20 protein-coding genes and 2 rRNA genes are annotated in these 19,385 nt (G+C 59.6%); 15 read left to right on the top strand and 7 right to left on the bottom strand.

Going from position 1 to position 19,385, the window contains the following annotated elements; genetic code table 11:
* The 3 genes from OJHNALOF_RS03300 to OJHNALOF_RS03310 form a co-directional block, all read left to right on the top strand.
* Positions 1-110 (top strand): 23S ribosomal RNA (locus OJHNALOF_RS03300); the annotation flags it as partial.
* Between the two features lie 86 nt (positions 111-196).
* A 5S ribosomal RNA gene (gene rrf / locus OJHNALOF_RS03305) occupies positions 197-311 on the top strand.
* 273 nt (positions 312-584) lie between these two features.
* Positions 585-1,964 carry a PhoH family protein gene (locus tag OJHNALOF_RS03310; RefSeq protein WP_094202172.1) on the top strand — a complete coding sequence of 460 codons (1,380 nt, stop codon included), beginning with the start codon at positions 585-587 and terminating at the stop codon, positions 1,962-1,964.
* Positions 1,965-1,989: 25 nt separating this feature from the next.
* Here OJHNALOF_RS03310 and thiQ read toward each other — a convergent pair whose 3' ends face one another.
* The 3 genes from thiQ to thiB are packed head-to-tail and all read right to left on the bottom strand — an operon-like array spanning position 1,990 to position 5,259.
* Positions 1,990-2,706, bottom strand: a complete 717-nt coding sequence (thiQ, locus tag OJHNALOF_RS03315; protein WP_165661157.1) for a thiamine ABC transporter ATP-binding protein — start codon at positions 2,704-2,706, stop codon at positions 1,990-1,992.
* The gene (thiP, locus tag OJHNALOF_RS03320) at positions 2,690-4,288 is read right to left on the bottom strand and encodes a thiamine/thiamine pyrophosphate ABC transporter permease (protein ID WP_165661158.1); all 1,599 of its coding nucleotides are present in this window, start codon (positions 4,286-4,288) and stop codon (positions 2,690-2,692) included. The genes thiQ and thiP overlap by 17 nt, the downstream gene beginning before the upstream one ends.
* A complete protein-coding gene (gene thiB / locus OJHNALOF_RS03325; protein ID WP_206063601.1) occupies positions 4,288-5,259 on the bottom strand; it encodes a thiamine ABC transporter substrate binding subunit in 972 nt (323 codons plus the stop codon). Before thiB ends, thiP begins: the two co-directional genes overlap by 1 nt.
* 146 nt (positions 5,260-5,405) lie before the next feature.
* On the opposite strand from thiB, the gene OJHNALOF_RS03330 reads away from it, so the two are divergent.
* The gene (locus tag OJHNALOF_RS03330) at positions 5,406-5,696 is read left to right on the top strand and encodes a PilZ domain-containing protein (protein WP_094202176.1); all 291 of its coding nucleotides are present in this window, start codon (positions 5,406-5,408) and stop codon (positions 5,694-5,696) included.
* A 43-nt stretch (positions 5,697-5,739) separates the two neighbouring features.
* Here the strand turns inward: OJHNALOF_RS03330 and leuD are convergent, their stop codons facing one another.
* From leuD to leuA, 4 genes are read right to left on the bottom strand one after another with little or no spacing between them, the layout of a single operon-like run.
* The gene (leuD, locus tag OJHNALOF_RS03335) at positions 5,740-6,339 is read right to left on the bottom strand and encodes a 3-isopropylmalate dehydratase small subunit (RefSeq protein ID WP_165661160.1); all 600 of its coding nucleotides are present in this window, start codon (positions 6,337-6,339) and stop codon (positions 5,740-5,742) included.
* Between the two features lie 10 nt (positions 6,340-6,349).
* Positions 6,350-7,747 carry a 3-isopropylmalate dehydratase large subunit gene (gene leuC, locus OJHNALOF_RS03340; RefSeq protein ID WP_165661161.1) on the bottom strand — a complete coding sequence of 466 codons (1,398 nt, stop codon included), beginning with the start codon at positions 7,745-7,747 and terminating at the stop codon, positions 6,350-6,352.
* Entirely contained in the window at positions 7,747-8,847 is a 1,101-nt protein-coding gene (gene leuB, locus OJHNALOF_RS03345; RefSeq protein ID WP_165661162.1) for a 3-isopropylmalate dehydrogenase, read from the bottom strand. The genes leuC and leuB overlap by 1 nt, the downstream gene beginning before the upstream one ends.
* A 2-nt stretch (positions 8,848-8,849) precedes the next feature.
* Positions 8,850-10,415: a 2-isopropylmalate synthase gene (gene leuA / locus OJHNALOF_RS03350; RefSeq protein ID WP_094202180.1), complete on the bottom strand. Its 1,566-nt coding sequence runs from the start codon at positions 10,413-10,415 to the stop codon at positions 8,850-8,852.
* 716 nt (positions 10,416-11,131) lie between these two features.
* Here leuA and OJHNALOF_RS03355 point away from each other — a divergent pair.
* The 11 genes from OJHNALOF_RS03355 (at position 11,132) to fusA (ending at position 19,332) form a co-directional block, all read left to right on the top strand.
* Positions 11,132-12,850 (top strand): acetolactate synthase 3 large subunit, encoded by a 1,719-nt coding sequence (locus tag OJHNALOF_RS03355; protein ID WP_165661163.1) that lies wholly within the window; start codon positions 11,132-11,134, stop codon positions 12,848-12,850.
* Entirely contained in the window at positions 12,850-13,344 is a 495-nt protein-coding gene (gene ilvN / locus OJHNALOF_RS03360) for an acetolactate synthase small subunit (RefSeq protein ID WP_094202182.1), read from the top strand. Before OJHNALOF_RS03355 ends, ilvN begins: the two co-directional genes overlap by 1 nt.
* Before the next feature lie 90 nt (positions 13,345-13,434).
* Complete coding sequence (locus OJHNALOF_RS03365) at positions 13,435-13,737, top strand: DUF2845 domain-containing protein (protein WP_094202183.1); 303 nt, start codon at positions 13,435-13,437, stop codon at positions 13,735-13,737.
* A 173-nt stretch (positions 13,738-13,910) separates the two neighbouring features.
* Positions 13,911-14,558 carry a transcriptional regulator gene (locus OJHNALOF_RS03370; RefSeq protein WP_240919632.1) on the top strand — a complete coding sequence of 216 codons (648 nt, stop codon included), beginning with the start codon at positions 13,911-13,913 and terminating at the stop codon, positions 14,556-14,558.
* Between the two features lie 12 nt (positions 14,559-14,570).
* Entirely contained in the window at positions 14,571-14,954 is a 384-nt protein-coding gene (locus OJHNALOF_RS03375) for a RidA family protein (RefSeq protein ID WP_094202184.1), read from the top strand.
* Positions 14,955-15,007: 53 nt separating this feature from the next.
* Positions 15,008-15,409 carry a sulfurtransferase complex subunit TusD gene (gene tusD / locus OJHNALOF_RS03380; protein ID WP_165661164.1) on the top strand — a complete coding sequence of 134 codons (402 nt, stop codon included), beginning with the start codon at positions 15,008-15,010 and terminating at the stop codon, positions 15,407-15,409.
* Entirely contained in the window at positions 15,409-15,765 is a 357-nt protein-coding gene (tusC, locus tag OJHNALOF_RS03385; RefSeq protein ID WP_165661165.1) for a sulfurtransferase complex subunit TusC, read from the top strand. Before tusD ends, tusC begins: the two co-directional genes overlap by 1 nt.
* A 6-nt stretch (positions 15,766-15,771) precedes the next feature.
* Positions 15,772-16,056, top strand: a complete 285-nt coding sequence (gene tusB, locus OJHNALOF_RS03390; RefSeq protein WP_165661166.1) for a sulfurtransferase complex subunit TusB — start codon at positions 15,772-15,774, stop codon at positions 16,054-16,056.
* Positions 16,057-16,224: 168 nt separating this feature from the next.
* Complete coding sequence (rpsL, locus tag OJHNALOF_RS03395; RefSeq protein ID WP_014293656.1) at positions 16,225-16,599, top strand: 30S ribosomal protein S12; 375 nt, start codon at positions 16,225-16,227, stop codon at positions 16,597-16,599.
* Between the two features lie 84 nt (positions 16,600-16,683).
* Positions 16,684-17,154: a 30S ribosomal protein S7 gene (gene rpsG, locus OJHNALOF_RS03400; protein WP_094202188.1), complete on the top strand. Its 471-nt coding sequence runs from the start codon at positions 16,684-16,686 to the stop codon at positions 17,152-17,154.
* A gap of 75 nt (positions 17,155-17,229) precedes the next feature.
* Positions 17,230-19,332 (top strand): elongation factor G, encoded by a 2,103-nt coding sequence (gene fusA, locus OJHNALOF_RS03405; protein ID WP_165661167.1) that lies wholly within the window; start codon positions 17,230-17,232, stop codon positions 19,330-19,332.
* Positions 19,333-19,385 lie beyond the last annotated feature (53 nt).

Here is a 19,385-nt window from a genome sequence, read left to right on the forward strand (position 1 = left end):
ACTTGATGCCTCTAAAGGGCCGTCCGAGACCAGGACGTTGATAGGCAGGGTGTGGAAGCGCTGTGAGGCGTGCAGCTAACCTGTACTAATGACCCGTGCGGCTTAACCATACAACACCCAAGAAGTGTGAGAGACTTGCGGTCTCGAGACTACAAACAGCATTCATCATAAAGTTTTTTCCGAATTAAGTTTTATGCCTGGCGGCCATAGCGTTGTGGAACCACCTGACTCCATGCCGAACTCAGCAGTGAAACGCAACCGCGCCGATGATAGTGTGGCAGCTGCCATGTGAAAGTAGGTCACTGCCAGGCACCCAATACCGAAAAGCCCGATACGAAAGTGTCGGGCTTTTTTCGTTTCTGAACTCGACTCGCTCCGTTTCCATGGTAACGGTCGTAAGCCCAGGTATCATCACCTCTCGTGTCCTAAACGGATGATTTATGTACAGTCAGGCTGTCCTCGTCCTTTCGGTGCTTGCCGAGCAAAGAAAAAAGGCATAGCGTTAAATTGTAATAAAGCTGTCACGGCCCGGTGTTTTAACTGGGCCATGACCATGACAAGGGCCAGGCCCGGGGAGCACGCCTATGGACGGCTACGACCGCAAACGCTTTATTCTCGATACCAACGTACTGCTGCACGAACCCCTCTCCATTTATTCCTTCAAGGAACACGACGTTGTCATTCCCATGACGGTGCTGGAAGAGCTTGATCGCATCAAGGACCGGCAAAAGGATGTCAGCCGGGATGCGCGAGTGGCCATTCGCACCCTGGAGGACATTTTCCACGACGCCACTCCCGAGCAGATTATTGCCGGGGTGCCACTGGGCCTGAAGGACGACGAGGCCTCGGGCCGTATTGCCATCATTTCGGATCGTCACCTGCCAGAAGGCTATGCGGTATTTACCGATGATGAGGCCGATAACCGTATTATCAATACCGCGCTTTACCTGCAGAAACAGCATGGCGACAGTAAGGCGGTGCTGGTTACCAAAGACATCAACATGCGGCTCAAGGCCAAGGGGGCCGGTCTTGAGCATGTGGAGGACTATCGCTCCGATCAGCTGGTGGACGATATTCGGTTGTTGTCCAAGGGCTTTTGCCATCTGGAAGACAGCTTCTGGGATCGGGTGGGAGAATGTGAAAGCGCAACCCATGGCCGTGAAGTCATCCATACCGTCTCGGACGAGCTGCTGCCGGGCGCCCATATAAATCAGTACCTGATTGACGACACCGACGACTTTGCCGGCCGAGTCCTGGACAAGGACAACGGCCAGTTGCGTTTTGTGGATCTGGGCCGCGAGCGCATGATGGGACGCAAGGCCTGGGGCATACAACCCAAGAACATCTATCAGGCCATGGCCCTGGATGCCTTGCTTGATCCCCATATCGAAATGGTGATCCTGACCGGCCCGGCGGGCTGCGGCAAGACCCTGCTGGCCATGGCGTCGGCCCTGGAAATGACCATAGAAAAGGGGATTTACGATCGTGTGATCGTGACCCGTAACACGCCGGAAATTGCCGAGAGCATTGGCTTTCTGCCGGGGTCGGAAGAGGAAAAGATGGCCCCCTGGCTGGCGGCCATCACCGATACTTTGGAAGTGCTGCACAAGCAGGATGAGTGTATGGACGGTTCGCTCAGTTACATCATGGGCAAGGCCAATATTCAGTTCAAGTCGGTTAACTTTATGCGCGGCCGCAGCATTCAGAACACCTTTGTGCTGCTGGACGAATGCCAGAACCTGACCGCGTCCCAGCTCAAGACCATCATTACCCGCTGTGGGGAAGGCACCAAGCTGGTGTGCTCGGGCAACCTGGCGCAGATTGACTCCAACTACCTGACACCGGTGACCTCCGGCCTGACTTATATCGTGGAACGCTTCAAGGACTTTGAAGGCAGCGCCAATGTCTACCTTAACGGCGTGATGCGCAGCCGGCTGGCATCCTTTGCCGAAGAGAACCTTTGAAAATAGCGTGAGGAGTGAAGCATATTCACTCCTCCTCCCTCTCGGCCGATCTTCCCAGATAGGCCTTCAATTCCGACGTGCGGGGCGCCAATAACAGGGCTCCGTCACCCTGTTCAATAATGCGGCCATCATGTACATAGGCAATGTGGTCGGCAACTCGGGCCGCTTCTTCCGGGTGATGAGTCACCAGCAGCACGATAAGCCCGAGTTGATCGGTTTGTTCTCGCAGCAACTGCAATAATTCAAAACGCAGTGCCGGATCCAGCGCCGAAAAGGGCTCATCCAGTAACAGCACCGGCCGCCTGCGCACCAGGCAGCGGGCCAGTCCTACCCGTTGTTGCTGCCCGCCCGACAGCTGTGCCGGCTTGCGTTTGAGCAGGTCACCAATGCCGACCTGTTTGGCTACCTCATGGACCTGTTGTTGTTGGGACTGTGTCAGTTTCAGTCCCGCGTGCAACCCGATGGCGATATTCTGGTACACGCTCATGTGCCAGAACAGGTTGTTGTCCTGAAACAGGGTGGTCATGGGCCGATCCGCCGGGGCCAGGTCATGCAAATCCTGGCCATTCAGGCTAAGTTCGCCTTCGTCGACCCGGGCAAAGCCACCCAGCATGGCCAGCAGGGTGGACTTGCCGGCACCACTGGGGCCAATCAGCGCGGTGATGGTGCCCGGCGCGGCGGTGAGGGAAAAACACTGGCGCTGCTCCGGGTAGCGGGCACTCAGGTTATTCAGCGTGAGCATGCTTGCCTCCGAGTACGCGCTCAATCAGCAGAAACAGTGTCAGGTTCAGTGCCAGCAACACCAGGGCGGTGGCAGCGGCATCGGTCATCTGGTAGCTGCCCAGCTGCTGATACAGCAGCCAGGGCAGGGTCTGCAGCCGCTGGCTGCCAAACAGGGCAATGGCACTCAGGTCCCCCAGCGACAGCATCATCGCCAGGGACAATGCCAGGGCCAGGGGTTGGCGCAGCAGGGGCCATTCCACCAGCCGAATGCGGTGCATGCCGCCGACCTTAAGGCTGGTGCACAGACGGTCGTAGCGGCGGGCCACCCGCTCCATCGGCTGTTGCAGGGTGCGCAGGCCATAGGGCAGGGCCATGAGCGCGTTGACCAGCACCACCAGCAGGGGACCCAGCGCAAACACATCGGCCACTCCCCGTAACAGAATAAACAGCCCGGTCGACAGCACCACCGCAGGCAGCACCAAAATCACGGAGCCGCTGGCTTCCAGTGTGCCCGCCAGCCCGCGGCGGCCAAGATGTAGTCGCAGATAGCGGCTGGTCAACAGCAAAGCCAGGGTCAGCAATACCGACAGCAGGCCGGCACCGAGGGCAATGGTCACCGACTGCCCCAGGGCCGACCATAAGCGAGCCGAGGTCAGTGCCGGCAGCAGCCTGGAGTTCAGCCCGGCGGTAATGATGGCCAGCAACGGCGGCAGAAAAATGGCCAGCGCCACTGTCATCACCAGTGCATCGGTCAGCCGGGTACGCCACCAGGGTGCATCGTGTCGCAGGCAGGTGCTGAGCCGATCCCCCCGGTATTGCGGCGGCTTGCTGAGGGTATATTGCAGCAGCAGAAAGGCGCCGCAAAACAGCAGTTGCAACAGGGCCAGGCTGCCGGCCAGGGGCAGATCAAAGTCGTAGCGCAGGGCCTGATAGATGGCCACTTCCAGGGTGGTGGATTTGGGACCGCCGCCCAGCGCCATCACGGTGGCGAAACTGGTAAAGCAGAGCATGAAGATCAGGCTGGCCAGCCCCGGCAGGGAGCCGCGCACCGCCGGCCAGATCAGCCAGCGAAACAGCTGCCGGCTGTTAAAGCCCAGCTGACTGGCCAGCCGCCACTGGCTGGCGGGAATGGCCTCGATGTTCTGCAGCAGAATGCGCGCCGCCAGCGGCATGTTGAAAAACACATGGGCCAGCAAAATACCGCTCAACCCATAGAGATAACTGACCGGTTCAAGGCCAAACTGGGTCAGCAGCTGATTGCTCCAGCCCTGCCGGCCGTGAACCGCCACCAGTCCGAATACCACCAGGATCACCGGCAGCACCAGCGACAGGCCAAACAGCCTGAGCAGCAGGGCCCGGCCGGGAAAGCGCCGGCGCGATAAGGCCTGGGCCAGGGGCAGAGCCAGTCCCAGGCTGAGCAGGGTGGACAGACCGGCCTGATAAAAGCTGAACCATACCACATGGCGCAGATAGGGATCGGCGAGCACCTGTCCGGCCTGACCGCCTCCCTGCAATAGCAGGGCGGCAATGGGCGCGGCGGTCAGCAGTACAATGGCAAGCAGGCTGAGACCACCCGGTAGCCACCATAAACGCCATGGCATCAGCGGGTGGTGGCACTCAGCCACTGGCGCAGCCATTGCCTACGCTGGTTGGCCACTTGCTCGGGGCTGAAGCTCAGGGGCTGGCTGGGGGTCACCAGCTCGGCAAAACCGGCGGGCAGTTCGGTGTCGATCACCGGATACATCCAGTTGCCGGCGGGAATGTGCTGCTGGAAACCGGGGCTGGTCATGAACTGCAGAAAACGCTCGGCCAGCTCGGGTTGGCTCGAGCCCTTGATCTTGCCGGCCACTTCCACCTGCATATAGTGACCTTCTTCAAAGGCGGCGGCCCGGTACTGGTGTTTCTGCTCTGCCTCGATGTGGTAGGCGGGAGAGGTGGTATAAGACAGCACCATGTCGGCCTCGCCTTCCAGGAACATGCCGTAGGCCTCGCTCCAGCCCTTGGTCACCGACACGGTGCGCCCGGCCAGATTCTGCCATACCTGCGGGCTTTCGTCGCCATAGAGCTTTTGTACCCACAACAGCAGGCCCTGGCCCGGGGTACTGGTGCGCGGATCCTGATACAGCAGGGTCAGCTCCGGGCGCTCCAGCAGTTCGGCAAAGCTGGCAGGCGGGTTGGCCAGTTTGTCTGCGTTATAGATAAAGGCGAAATAGCCGTAATCAAAGGGCAAAAAATAAGGGTGGCTCCAGCCGCCGGGCAGGGTCAGCCCCTCGGGGCTGAGACCGTGAGCCGCAATCAGGCCGGTTCCTTCCGCCGCCTGCAGCAGGTTGTTGTCGAGGCCCAGCACGATATCGGCCTTGGTATTCTCACCTTCCAGCCGGAGCCGGTTGAGAATGGACACGCCGTCATCCAGCGCCACCCATTCCAGGTTGCAGCCGCATTCGGCTTCAAAGGCGGTTTCTATGGCCGGTCCCGGACCCCATTCCGAGGCAAATGAGCTATAGGTATAGATAGTCAGCGTCGGCGTTTGTGCCGCCAACGGTGCGCTGGCCGCCAGCAGCAAGGCAAGCAGAGTCTTTTTCACTGGGCCACTCCCTGGTTGAATTGTCAGCATCGGGGCGAAACAGTTGCCTTAGCCGGCGAGCCCGATTGCGAGGGGTAAGGGCGCTATTGTAGGAAGATTTACCCTGTGAAACCAGCCATTGAAAGGACAAGCTCATGTTATTCGCCAACAAGGATCAGCGGCTTTACAGCCGTCTTCAGCTCAACACCACCGTGATCCTGGCCACCACTAGCACGCGCGTGCAGGGAACCTGCCTGAACCTGAGTCCGGAAGGCGTGTTGATGGAGGTGGAATGCGGCTGTTGCCAGCCGGGTCAGCTGTGGCAACTGGTGTTGCCGGCGGCCGGAGAGCGGGTACCGCCACTCAAGGCCATGGCCCGGGTGCTGCGGGTGGAGCAGGGCGTCACCAGTGATCTGGTGGCGCTGTTTCTGGAAGACGTGCATTAAAACGCCGGCACTGGGCCGGCGTTTTGCGTTTATCGATTGAGGGTTAGAGCCAGGCGGGCTGTTGCGCCTCATAGGCATCGATCTGATCCGCGTGCTGCAGGGTCAGGCCGATGTTGTCGAGGCCGTTCAGCAGGCAGTAGCGGCGGAACTCGTCAATCTCAAAGCCAAAGGCGAGCTCGCCGGCGCGCACTTCACAGGCTTCCAGATCCACGGTGATCTCGGCGCCCTTGCTGGCCGCCACATGCTGGAACAGGCTCTCTACCTGCTCGTCGGTCAGGCGCACCGGCACCATGCCGTTGTTGATGGCATTGCCGTAGAAGATATCGGCAAAGCTGGGTGCGATTACTGCCTTTAGGCCAAAGTCAGCCAGGGCCCAGGGGGCGTGCTCGCGGCTGGAGCCACAGCCGAAGTTTTCCCGGGCCAGCAGGATCACCGACTGGTCGTAGGGGGCCTGGTTAAGCACGAACTCCGGGTTCGGCTGCTCGCCGGCGTCATCGAGAAAGCGCCAGTCGTGAAACAGGTGCTTGCCAAAGCCGGACCGGGTCACCTTTTGCAGAAACTGCTTCGGAATGATCTGATCGGTGTCTACGTTGGCCGCATCCAGGGGGGCGGCGATACCGGTTAATTGCTTGAATCCGCTCATACTATTCCCCTTACAGATCCCGAATGTCGACAAAGTGACCGAACACGGCGGCGGCGGCGGCCATGGCCGGGCTCACCAGGTGAGTGCGGCCACCCCGGCCCTGACGGCCTTCAAAGTTACGGTTGCTGGTGGCGGCACAACGCTCGCCCGGCTGCAGCCGGTCGTTGTTCATGGCCAGACACATGGAGCAACCGGGCAGGCGCCATTCAAAACCGGCTTCGATAAAGATTTTGTCGAGGCCTTCGGCTTCGGCTTGGGCCTTCACCTGCTGGGAGCCGGGCACCACCAGCGCTTGTACCCCGGCGGCCACCTTGCGGCCACGGGCCACGTCGGCGGCGGCGCGCAGGTCTTCAATGCGGCTGTTGGTGCAGGAGCCGATAAATACCTTGTCGACGTGCACGTCGGTGAGCTTACCACCGGCGGGAATGTCCATGTACTGCAGCGCCTTGACGGCAGACTGACGCTCCACGGCATCGTCAAAGTCTTCCGGCGCCGGAATGGTGCCGTTGACCGGCATCACCTGACCCGGGTTGGTGCCCCAGGTCACCTGCGGCGCAATGGCGTTGCCGTCGAGCTCGACCACGGCGTCAAACGCGGCGCCTTCGTCGGACTTGAGGGTGCGCCAGTAGGCCACGGCCTGCTCCCACTGCTCGCCTTCGGGGGCGAACGGGCGGCCCTTGAGGTAGTCAAAGGTGGTCTGATCCGGGGCGACCAGGCCGGCCTTGGCACCCAGCTCGATGGCCATGTTACAGATGGTCATGCGCGCTTCCATCGACAGCGCCTCAATGGCGCTGCCGCAGAATTCCACCACATAGCCGGTACCGCCGGCGTGGCCGACTTCACCGATAATGGCCAGCACCACGTCCTTGGCGCTGATGCCCGGGTTGAGCTCGCCGTTGACCTGAATCTTCATGGTTTTGGCTCGGCCCTGCTTCAGGGTCTGGGTGGCCATGACGTGTTCTACTTCGGAGGTACCGATACCGAATGCCAGGGCGCCAAAGGCACCGTGGGTGGCGGTATGGGAGTCGCCGCAGACGATGGTGGTGCCGGGCAGGGTCAGGCCCAGCTCGGGGCCGATCACGTGCACTATGCCCTGGTACTTGTGGTGCAGGTCATACAGGGGCACGCCGAACTCTTCACAGTTCTTGGCCAGGGTTTCCATCTGAATACGGGCCATTTCACCGGAGGCGGCAATGTCGTTGGTCTCGGTGGACACGTTGTGATCCATGGTTGCCCAGGTGCGGTCGGGGCGGCGCAGCTTGCGGCCCTTTTCGCGCAGGCCGTCAAAGGCTTGGGGCGAAGTCACTTCGTGCACCAGATGGCGGTCAATGTAGAGCAGCGGAGTTTCACCGGCTTCATTACGCACCAGGTGGGCGTCAAATACTTTCTGATAAAGGGTCTTGGCCATTAGCTTGCTCTCCGAATGCGGGACACTATCTGCTCACCCATTTGACTGGTGGACTGCACCGGATGTTCGGCCTTGTCGCTGTAAAGATCGCCGGTGAAGTAACCGGCGGCCAGGGTTTCGGCCACGGCGCGCTCAATGGCCTGGGCCGCTTCTTCCTGCTTGAAACTGTAACGCAGCATCAGGGCGGCAGACAAAATCTGGGCGATGGGGTTGGCAATGCCCTTGCCGGCGATGTCCGGGGCCGAACCGCCGGCGGGCTCGTACAGGCCAAAGCCTTGGTCGTTCAGGCTGACGGAGGGCAGCAGGCCCATGGAGCCGGTGATCATCGCCATTTCGTCGGAGACGATGTCGCCGAACAGGTTGGAGCACAGCAGTACATCGAACTGGGACGGATCCTTGATCAGCTGCATGGTGGCGTTGTCGATGTAGATGTGATTCAGGGTCACGTCCGGGTAATCCTTGGCAACTTCGGTGACCACTTCGCGCCACAGAATGGAGGCCTGCAGTACGTTGGCCTTGTCCACGGAAGTGACCACACCACGGCGGCCCTGAGCCGCTTCAAAGGCCAGGCGAGCGATGCGCTCGATTTCATAGCGGTGATACACTTCGGTATCAAACGCCTTTTCTTCCGGGCCTGAGCCTTCCCGGCCCTTGGGCTGACCGAAGTAGATGCCGCCGGTGAGCTCGCGCATGCACACGATATCAAAGCCCCGGGCGCTGATGTCGGCGCGCAGCGGCGAAAAGCCCTCCAGACCCTGATAGATTTTGGCCGGACGCATGTTGCAGAACAGCTTGAAGTGACCGCGCAAAGGCAGCAGGGCACCGCGCTCGGGCTGCTCGTTGGGGGGCAGGTTTTCCCACTTGGGGCCACCTACCGAGCCAAACAGCACGGCGTCGGCGGCTTCACAGCCGGCCAGGGTGGCGGCGGGCAGGGGCGAACCGTGGTTATCGATGGCGATACCGCCCACGTCATGGTGGCTGAATTCCAGCTGCAGGCCGAACTCGGCCTGCACCTTATCCAGCACGTGAATGGCTTCGGCCATTACTTCCGGGCCAATGCCGTCACCCGGCAATACCGCGACCTTGTAGCTTGCGCTCATGTTCACACTGTCTCCATACGAATTTTTTTCTGAATTTCTTCTTTCTTTTCCGCGACCTGTTCGGCCCGGTAAATACAGTTAATCACGTGTATCAGCGCCTGGGCAGAGGACTCGACGATGTCGGTGGCCAGGCCCATGCCGTGGAACTTGCGGCCCTTGTATTCGGCGACGATGTCCACCTGACCGAGGGCGTCTTTTCCTTCGCCTTTGCTCTGCAGCTCATATTTGTCGATGCGAATGTCGTAGCCGGTGACCCGGTTGATGCACTGGTAGACGGCGTCGACCGGGCCGTTGCCCACGGCGGCTTCGTTGACCACGTCGCCGCCCACTTCCATGCGTACGCTGGCGGTGGACATGACGTTGCTGCCGGACTGCACGCTCAGGTACTTGAGCTTGAACTGCTCGGGTTCCTCGTGGATCTGGCTGAAGAACACCAGGGCTTCCAGATCGTAGTCAAACACCTGGCCCTTGCGGTCGGCCAGTGCCAGGAAGCTGGCATAGAGGGTGTCGAGATCATAGTCCTGCTCGCTGTAGCCCATTTCACTCATGCGGTGCTTGATCACATGACGGCCGGAGCGGGACGTCAGGTTGAGCTGGTTCTTGGGCAGACCGATACTCTCGGGGGTGATGATTTCGTAGGTGTTCTTGTTCTTGAGCACGCCGTCCTGGTGAATACCGGAGGAGTGGGCAAAGGCGTTGGCACCGACGATGGCCTTGTTGGGCTGCACCGGCATGTTGCACAGGTTACGCACCAGCTGGCTGGTCCGGTAAATTTCCTGGCTCTTGATGTTGGTGTGCACGCCGAGCAGCTCGCCCCGGGTCTTCATCACCATGGCCACTTCTTCCAGCGAGCAGTTGCCGGCCCGCTCGCCGATGCCGTTGATGGTACATTCAATCTGGCGCGCACCCTGCTGCACGGCGGCGATGGAGTTGGCCACCGACATGCCGAGGTCGTCGTGGCAGTGCACCGAGATCACCGCTTCGTGAATATTGGGCACCCGCTCGAACAGGGTCTGAATAATGCCGCCAAACTCGCTCGGCACGGTATAACCCACGGTGTCGGGAATGTTCACGGTGCGGGCACCGGCCTTGATCACGGCTTCCACCATGCGGCACAGGTTGTCGATGGGGGTACGACCGGCGTCTTCGCAGGAGAATTCCACGTCGTCGGTGTAGCCGCGAGCATGCTTGACCGCCGCCACGCTCATTTCCACCACGGAATCGAAGTCCTTGCGCAGCTTGCTCTGCACATGAATGTCGGAGGTGGAGATAAAGGTGTGAATACGGAACTGATCCGCTACCCGCAGGGCCTCGCCGGCGGCGTCGATGTCGGCCTTGAGGGCGCGGGACAGGGCACAGACCCGGCTGTTCTTGATGTGGCGGGCAATGGTCTGCACCGACTCGAAATCGCCGGGTGAGGAGATGGGAAAGCCCACTTCCATTACGTCGACACCGAGCCGTTCCAGAGCCTGGGCGATCTGCAGTTTTTCCTTGACGGTCAGGCTGGCGGAAAGCGCCTGTTCACCGTCCCGCAAGGTGGTATCGAATATAATGACCTGGTTCGACATGTCGCTTTCCTCTGTGTGTCCGTGCCGCCCGAAGCAGAATGAAAAAAAACCCGTGCGGACGGCACGGGTTTTTGAATGTGAAACTGTGTGAATGATGAATTCCAGCTACGCCTAACCCCGCGCGTTATTGCACCTTGTCGGTTAGTAGTAGTAGCTGAATTTGCTTTTGCATGGTCACTCACATCAGAAAGAATCCGTTAACAACGCTATACAGATAACGATTAACGACGGCGCTGTCAACTTTGTGCTGAACCCAAAACGATGGGGGTTAAACGGAATGCTAGCGCCACAAAACCTTAATGTGGTTTTTTGTGCTGCCTTTTGAGTTTTGGTCTAAATAATGATTCTGGCAATTGCGGGGTTATTGTTGTGATTGTTTTGTTGTTGCACTTGCGTCATTCGTTTGGAGTGTTTGGCGAGGCTTTGACCGCTGGCGCTAGCCGCGGCGTTTTGTTGGCGCTGTCCTGCGCGAGACGGGCGTGGCAGGCTGTTTAGCGCGGAGCCAAGGTATTTGCCAAAGCCCGTAGACAACGGATTTAAAGCAGGTTAAGGTGATTTTTCATCCTTTTTCTGCTTATCTTCAGCTTCGCTGTTGTAAGTTGTTGTTTTATAAATATAAAAAGTCACTCATTTTGTCACATTGCCCGGCTGCCGGCCGTGCGCCGTGGTGCCAGGGAGTGGCAAGGTGAACGGAGCAGAGCCTGGAGGGCTTTACCATGGAGATGTTATCAGGCGCAGAAATGGTCGTGCGGGCGCTGGAGGACCAGGGAATTGATTACCTGTTTGGTTATCCCGGTGGCTCGGTACTGGACATCTATGATGCCTTGTTTGAAAACAGCAAAATAGAGCACGTGCTGGTGCGCCATGAACAGGCGGCCGTGCACATGGCCGATGGTTATTCACGGGCCACCGGCAAGGTGGGCACCGTGCTGGTTACCTCGGGTCCCGGTGCGACCAACTGCATTACCGGCATTGCTACCGCCTATATGGATTCCATTCCCATGGTGGTGCTGTCGGGCCAGGTACCGACCAACTACATTGGTGATGATGCCTTTCAGGAAACCGACATGATCGGTATTTCCCGCCCCATCGTGAAGCACAGCTTTTTGTGTAAAAAGGCGTCCGATATTCCGCTGGCGATCAGGAAAGCCTATTACATCGCCGCTTCCGGCCGGCCCGGTCCTGTGGTGGTGGACCTGCCCAAGGACATTCAGAACCCGAAGGAAAAGCACCCCTACGTCTATCCGGCGTCGGTGGATATGCGCTCCTACAATCCTACCGGGGTGGGCCACAAGGGCCAGATCAAGAAGGCGATGAAGGCCCTGGCCGACGCCAAGCGCCCGGTGATGTATGTGGGCGGCGGCGCCATTACCGCCGACGCCAGCAGCCTGGTGGTACAACTGGCCGAGCAGTTCAACCTGCCGGTCACCAACACCCTGATGGGTCTGGGCGTGATGCCCGGTACCCACAAGCAGTTCATCGGCATGCTGGGTATGCATGGCACCTATGAAGCCAACAAGACCATGCATAACTCGGACCTGATCCTGGCCATCGGTGCCCGCTTCGACGACCGGGTTACCAACAACGTGGCCAAGTTCTGCCCCCATGCCACCATAGTGCATGTGGACGTGGACCCCACCTCCATCTCCAAGACTATTCAGGCTCACATTCCCATTGTGGGTTCGGCCGACACCGTGCTGGCCCAGATGCTGGAAGCCATTCGCGAGCTGGGCCTGCAGCCCGACACCCAGGCGCTGGACGACTGGTGGGTGCAGATCGAGCAGTGGCGTGAGCGTCAGTGCCTGAACTATGAAAAGAGCGACAAGTACATCAAGCCCCAGCAGGTGATGGAATCGGTCTACCGCATCACCGAGGGCAAGGCCATCATCAGTTCCGACGTGGGTCAGCACCAGATGTTTGCCGCGCTCTACTACCCCTATGACAAGCCCCGGCAGTGGATTAACTCCGGTGGTCTGGGCACCATGGGCTTTGGCCTGCCCGCCGCCATGGGCGCCAAGCTGGGTTGCCCCGAGGCGGTGTCGGTGTGCGTGACCGGTGACGGCTCCATTCAGATGAACATTCAGGAGCTGTCCACCTGTATGCAATACAACATACCGGTGAAAATCATCTCCATGAACAACAGCGCCCTGGGCATGGTGAAGCAGTGGCAGAAGATGTTCTATGAAGGCCGCCAGAGCCATTCCTACATGGACTCGCTGCCCGACTTCGTCAAGCTGGCCGAGTCTTACGGCCATGTGGGCATGAAGGTGACGGATCCGGCCAAGCTGGATGAAGCCCTGGAGAAGTGCTTCTCCATGACCGACAAGCTGGTATTCATGGATATTCAGATCGATCCGGAAGAGCATGTATATCCCATGCAAATCAAGACCGGAGCCATGGATGAAATGTGGTTGAGCAAAACGGAGCGAACCTGATGCGGCGTATTATTTCCCTGTTGCTGGAAAACGAGTCCGGTGCCCTGAGCCGAGTGGTGGGGCTGTTTTCCCAGCGGGCCTATAACATTGAAACCCTGACAGTGGCGCCCACCGAGGATCCCACCCTGTCGCGCATGACCATAGTCACCACAGGTGACGAGCGGGTGATCGAGCAGATCACCAAGCAGCTCAACAAGCTGGTGGATGTGCTTAAGGTCAGCGACCTGACCGACGGCGATCACATCGAGCGGGAAATTGTGCTGGTCAAGGTGCGCGCCGACGGCAGTAACCGCGACGAGGTTAAGCGCACCGCCGACATCTTTCGCGGCCAGATCGTGGATGTTACGCCGCACCTGTATACGGTGCAGCTGGTGGGCACCAGCGACAAGCTCGACGCCTTTATTCGCAACATGAGCGACACCACCGAAGTGGTGGAAGTGGTGCGCAGCGGCGTCTGTGGCGTGTCCCGGGGTGAAAAGGCCCTGCGCGCCTGAGCCGCCGGCCGCTGAATGCAAAAACCGCCCGCGGGCGGTTTTTTTGTGGCCGTAAACGGGGGCTCCTATGCTTTAACGCAGGAGGCTCTGATGCGCTATCACTCTTTGTTCTGGCTGTCGTGGTTCTGGCTGGTGCCGGCGCAGGCCGATACCATGCGCTGTGACAACCACCTGATCACCCGCGGTGATCCGGTGGCCCTGTTGTTGCTGCACTGCGGTGAGCCTCTGGTGCGGGAGCGGGCCTGGCGTCATTTTCATGACCGCTACGGTTACCGCCACAGCCGTGCCGACGGTGAACGCTGGACCTATCATTTCGGCCGGCATCAATTTATGCAGATCGTCACCATTCGCCACGGCCGCGTGGTGCGCATTGAAAACGGCCCCCGGGGCTGACCCCGATTAGCTTGACCCGGCTCCCGGGGCGTTTCAAAAAAAGTTGACATTCGTTACCAGCGATTGAAAATCAGAGCCAGAGATATGGGTGGGAGCCAGCAATGCCAACGGAGAGTGGAACGGCCCGGAGCGGGTCGGCCCTTGTGCTGAACAATACGGCCACGGATATCGCCTTGAGTGCACCGCACGAGGCGCTGTTGCTGTATGCGGAGCTGGTCGAGGGACTGGCGACGCTCTACGGCCGGCATGCCGAGGCGGTGCTCTATTCCCTGCATGAGCCGGCCGGCGTGGCCCTGCGGGTAGCCGGCGGCAACCGCCAGCCCGGTGCCGCCATGACCGATGCCGAGCAGCGGCTGCTGGCCGAGCTGCAGCGTCGGGGCGGCAACCGGCTGTGCCTCACCCATCAGCGCCTGGGGGCACCGGTGCGCAGCCTGTTGCAGGCCTTGCGCGGCCCCGCCGGTGAGCTCACCGGCGTGCTCTGCCTGCACCTGGATCTAAGCGCGCCCCTGCATCAGCTGGTGGCCGATTTGCTGCCACCGGAAAACGAGCGGCCCCAGGCCTCGGCGGAAAACTTCAGCAACAATGTGGAAGAGCTGGTCACCCTTACCGTGGAGCGCACCATAGACGCCATCAATGCCGATCCGGACGTGGCCAACAACGCCAAGAACAAGCAGATTGTCACCACCCTCTTTGAAAAAGGCATCTTCGACATCAAGGACGCCATTGCCATGGTGTCGGACAAGCTCAACATTTCCAAACACACTGTCTACCTCTATATCAGACAGAAGAAACGCGATGACGAAGAGACATCGCCCAAATAACCAGGAGAACCCATGACTAAAACCGTAATCGCCACCGACCAGGCTCCCGCCGCCATTGGCCCCTATGTGCAGGCCACCCGTGTAGGCAACATGGTCTACACCTCAGGCCAGATCCCCCTGGACCCGGCCAGCATGGACGTGGTGGAAGGCGGCATTGAGGCCCAGACCAAGCAGGTAATGGACAACCTGATGGCGGTACTGGCCGAAGCCGGTGCCGATGCCTCCAGCGTGGTCAAGACCACCTGCTTCCTGTCCGACATGAACAACTTCCTGGCCTTCAACGAAGTCTATGCCAGCTATTTTGCCGCCGGCGCCCCGGCCCGCTCCTGTGTGGAGGTGGCCCGCCTGCCCAAGGACGTGCTGGTGGAAGTGGAAGCCATCGCCCTGGTCAAGTAAGTGCCTCAAAGAGCGGCTACGGCCGCTCTTTTTCTTTCTGCGGATTTACTCTCATGACCGAGACTCCCCTGCATTTTGCCCTGCTGGTCACCGGCCCCTGTTACGGCACTCAAGGCGCCGCCGACGCCTGGCGTTTTGCCGCCGCCGTGCTGGCGCAGGGCCATGCCATCGACAGCGTGTTCTTCTATCAGGAAGGGGTGCATAACGGTAATGCCCTGGTGCAGCCCGCCGGTGATGAAGTTGACCTTCACCGGGCCTGGGTGGAACTGGCCGATCGCCATGCATTCACCCTGGACCTGTGTGTGGCGGCGGCGCTGCGACGAGGGGTGTGTGACCAAAGCGGTGCCAGTGAAACCGGCCTGGCCGCCGGCAATGTAACCGCGCCCTTTCGCCTCAGTGGCCTTGGCGCCCTGGCCCAGGCGGCGTTGACCGCCGATCGCGTGGTGCAATTCTGATGAACAAGGTTGCCTTTATATTTCATACGCCGCCCCATGGCAGTGCCGCCGGCCGTGAAGGACTGGACGCGGTGCTGGCCGCCTCGGCCCTGAGCGAGGAGCTGGCGGTGTTCTTTATCGATGACGGTGTCTATCAGCTCAAGTCCGGTCAGGCACCGGCGGCCATTCACGGCCGGGACTATGCCCCCACCTTTGGCCTGCTGGAGCTATATGACATTGAGCGAGTGTATGTGTGCGCCGAGTCCCTGGCCGAACGGGGGCTGACCCAGGCCGAGCTGACCATAGATACCATTCTTTGTGACGCGCACGAGATCGGCCGCCGCCTGGCCGAGCACCATGTGCGCCTGACTTTCTGAGGGCCTATGCTGCATACCGTCAAGGACTCCCCCTTAAGCCATCGCAGCCTGGAACGGGTGTTGCACCGCCTGCGGCCGGAGGATCACCTGGTGCTGTGGCGGGATGCGGTGATCGCTGCCACCCTGCCGGCCTGGCAGGCCCGGCTGCAGCCCCTGGCCGACGTCGGTCACCTGCATGTGATGCGCGAAGATCTCGAGGCTCGCGGCCTTGAAGCCCTTGTGGGCAAGCCGCTCACCATGACCGGCCTGGTCGAACTGGTGGTGGAGCAGGGCAGTCCCACGGCCTGGTAACCGGCATGGCGGGCACCAGTGACGGCGGTCGGCACGCAGAACATCCTGCCACGGCCCGCCGGTAACTGTATAAATCTTGACTTGCCTCAAGGGCAGGAATAGAATTTTGCGTCCCCGCATTTGGGGATGGATTTTTTCAACTGTAGAACGACATTATCAGGAGCTGTAATGGCAACTATTAACCAGCTGGTGCGCAAGCCTCGCCAACAAGCCGTTGCTAAAAGCAACGTGCCGGCGCTGGAAGCCTGCCCGCAGAAGCGCGGCGTGTGCACCCGCGTATACACCACCACTCCGAAGAAGCCGAACTCCGCACTGCGTAAAGTGTGCCGTGTTCGTCTGACCAACGGCTTCGAAGTGAACTCCTACATCGGTGGTGAAGGCCACAACCTGCAGGAGCACTCCGTTGTTCTGATCCGCGGTGGTCGTGTTAAAGACCTTCCCGGTGTGCGTTACCACACCGTGCGCGGCGCGCTGGACACCTCCGGTGTTTCCGCTCGTCGTCAGGGCCGCTCCAAGTACGGCGCCAAGAAGCCCAAGGCTTAATGGTTCTCCGTTAAGTAAGGCCAAACATTTATTTTATTAACCTGTTTTGTTTTGGGTTATTCCTGAAGTTACGGAGAGTTTGCAATGCCAAGACGTCGCGTAATCGGCCAGCGTAAAATCCTGCCGGATCCCAAGTTCGGATCCGAGCTGCTGGCAAAGTTTGTTAACGTAGTAATGGTAGACGGCAAGAAGTCTACCTCTGAAAAGATTGTTTACGGTGCCCTGGACATCGTTGCTGCCAAAACCAGCAAAGAACACCTGGCGCTGTTCGAAGAAGCCCTGGACAACGTTCGTCCTACTGTTGAAGTTAAATCCCGCCGGGTTGGTGGTTCTACCTACCAGGTACCGGTTGAAGTTCGCCCTGTGCGTCGCAACGCCCTGGCCATGCGCTGGCTGGTGGAAGCTGCGCGCAAGCGTGGTGAAAAATCCATGGCCCAGCGTCTGGCTGGCGAGCTGATGGATGCCTCTGAAAACAAAGGCTCCGCGGTTAAGAAACGTGAAGACGTTCACCGCATGGCCGAAGCCAACAAGGCCTTCGCTCACTACCGCTGGTAATGAGAGCGGGCGCGGCGCATGCCGCGCCCCTTGTGGCTCACTAAGGACATTCGACCTTGGCAAGAGGATCTTATTGTGGCTCGTACAACTCCGATTGAGCGCTATCGTAATATCGGTATCAGTGCTCACATTGACGCCGGCAAAACCACCACCACCGAGCGCATCCTGTTCTATACAGGCGTGAACCACAAGCTGGGTGAAGTGCATGATGGCGCCGCCACCATGGACTGGATGGAGCAGGAGCAGGAGCGTGGTATTACCATCACCTCTGCGGCCACCACCTGTTTCTGGGACGGAATGGCGCACCAGTTTCCCCAGCATCGCATCAACATCATCGATACTCCCGGACACGTTGACTTCACCATTGAAGTGGAACGTTCCATGCGGGTACTCGACGGTGCCGTGATGGTGTATTGCGCGGTGGGTGGTGTTCAGCCCCAGTCCGAGACGGTATGGCGTCAGGCCAACAAGTATCACGTTCCCCGTATTGCCTTCGTCAACAAGATGGACCGTACCGGTGCCAACTTTCTGCGCGTGGTCGAGCAAATCAAGACCCGCCTGAAAGGCATGCCCGTGCCGGTTCAGCTGCCCATCGGTGCGGAAGACCACTTCCGTGGTGTGGTGGATCTGGTCAAGATGAAAGCCATTGACTGGAACGAAGACGACAACGGCACCAGCTTTGAATATCACGATATTCCTGCCGAGCTGCAGGAGCTGGCCGAAACGTGGCACCAGAACCTGGTTGAAGCCGCCGCCGAAGCCAGCGAAGAGCTGATGGAAAAATACCTGGAAGAAGGCGAGCTGAGCGAGGAGGAGATCAAATCCGGCCTGCGCAGTCGCGTCCTCAACAATGAGGTGATTCTGGTTACCTGTGGATCCGCGTTCAAGAACAAGGGTGTACAGGCCATGCTCGACGTGGTGGTGGAGTACCTGCCGTCTCCGGTGGAAGTACCTGCCATTGCCGGTGTGAAGGAAGACGGCGAAACGCCCGATACCCGTCCCGCCGACGACGCCGCGCCTTTTGCCGCGCTGGCGTTCAAGATCGCCACTGATCCCTTTGTGGGCAACCTGACCTTCTTCCGCGTCTACTCCGGTGTGGTCAGCACCGGCGATACCTTGATGAACTCGGTCAAGGGCAAGCGCGAGCGCATCGGCCGCATCGTACAGATGCACGCCAACAAGCGTGACGAAATCAAGTCGGTGTGTGCCGGTGACATCGCCGCCGCCATCGGCCTGAAAGACGTGACCACGGGTGACACCCTGTGTGCCCCGGATGCACCCATCATTCTGGAACGGATGGAATTCCCCGAGCCGGTTATCTCCGTGGCGGTCGAGCCGAGAACCAAGGCCGATCAGGAGAAAATGGGCCTGGCCCTGGGCCGTCTGGCCCAGGAAGATCCTTCGTTCCGGGTCTGGACCGACGAAGAGTCCGGCCAGACCATTATTGCCGGCATGGGCGAACTGCATCTGGACATCATCGTGGACCGCATGAAACGCGAGTTCAAGGTGGAGGCCAACGTGGGCAAGCCCCAGGTGGCCTTCCGCGAAACCATTCGTGGTTCCGTGGAGCAGGAAGGCAAGTTCGTGCGCCAGTCCGGTGGTCGTGGTCAGTTTGGTCATGTCTGGATCAAGATCGAGCCCCAGGAGCAGGGCGCCGGCTACACCTTCGTGAACGCCATTGCGGGCGGTGTGATTCCCAAGGAATACATACCCGCCGTGGACAAGGGCATTCAGGAGCAGATGAAGCAGGGCGTACTGGCCGGTTACCCGATCGAAGACCTCAAGGTCACCCTGTACGATGGCTCGTTCCACGATGTTGACTCTTCCGAAATGGCCTTTAAGATCGCCGGTTCCATGGCGTTCAAGGCGGGTTTCATGAAGTGTAACCCGGCTCTGCTCGAGCCCCTGATGAAGGTGGAAGTGGAAACGCCGGAGGAGTATATGGGTGATGTGATCGGCGATGTAAACCGTCGTCGCGGCATCATCGAAGGCATGGAAGATGGCGCCACCGGCAAGATTGTGAATGCCCTGGTTCCGCTGTCCGAAATGTTCGGTTACGCTACCGACCTGCGTTCGCAGTCTCAGGGTCGTGCTTCCTACTCCATGGAGTTTGCCAAGTACGCCGAAGTGCCTGCGAACATGGCCGAGGCAGTGGTTGCTGCCCGCCGAGGTTATTAATTTTTGTTAAATCTTCCCGTCCGCCGTTTCGGACGGGAGCAAATCAGGAAGGA

Source organism: Oceanimonas sp. MB9 (assembly GCF_011319775.1).
Taxonomy (GTDB): Bacteria; Pseudomonadota; Gammaproteobacteria; order Enterobacterales; family Aeromonadaceae; genus Oceanimonas; species Oceanimonas doudoroffii.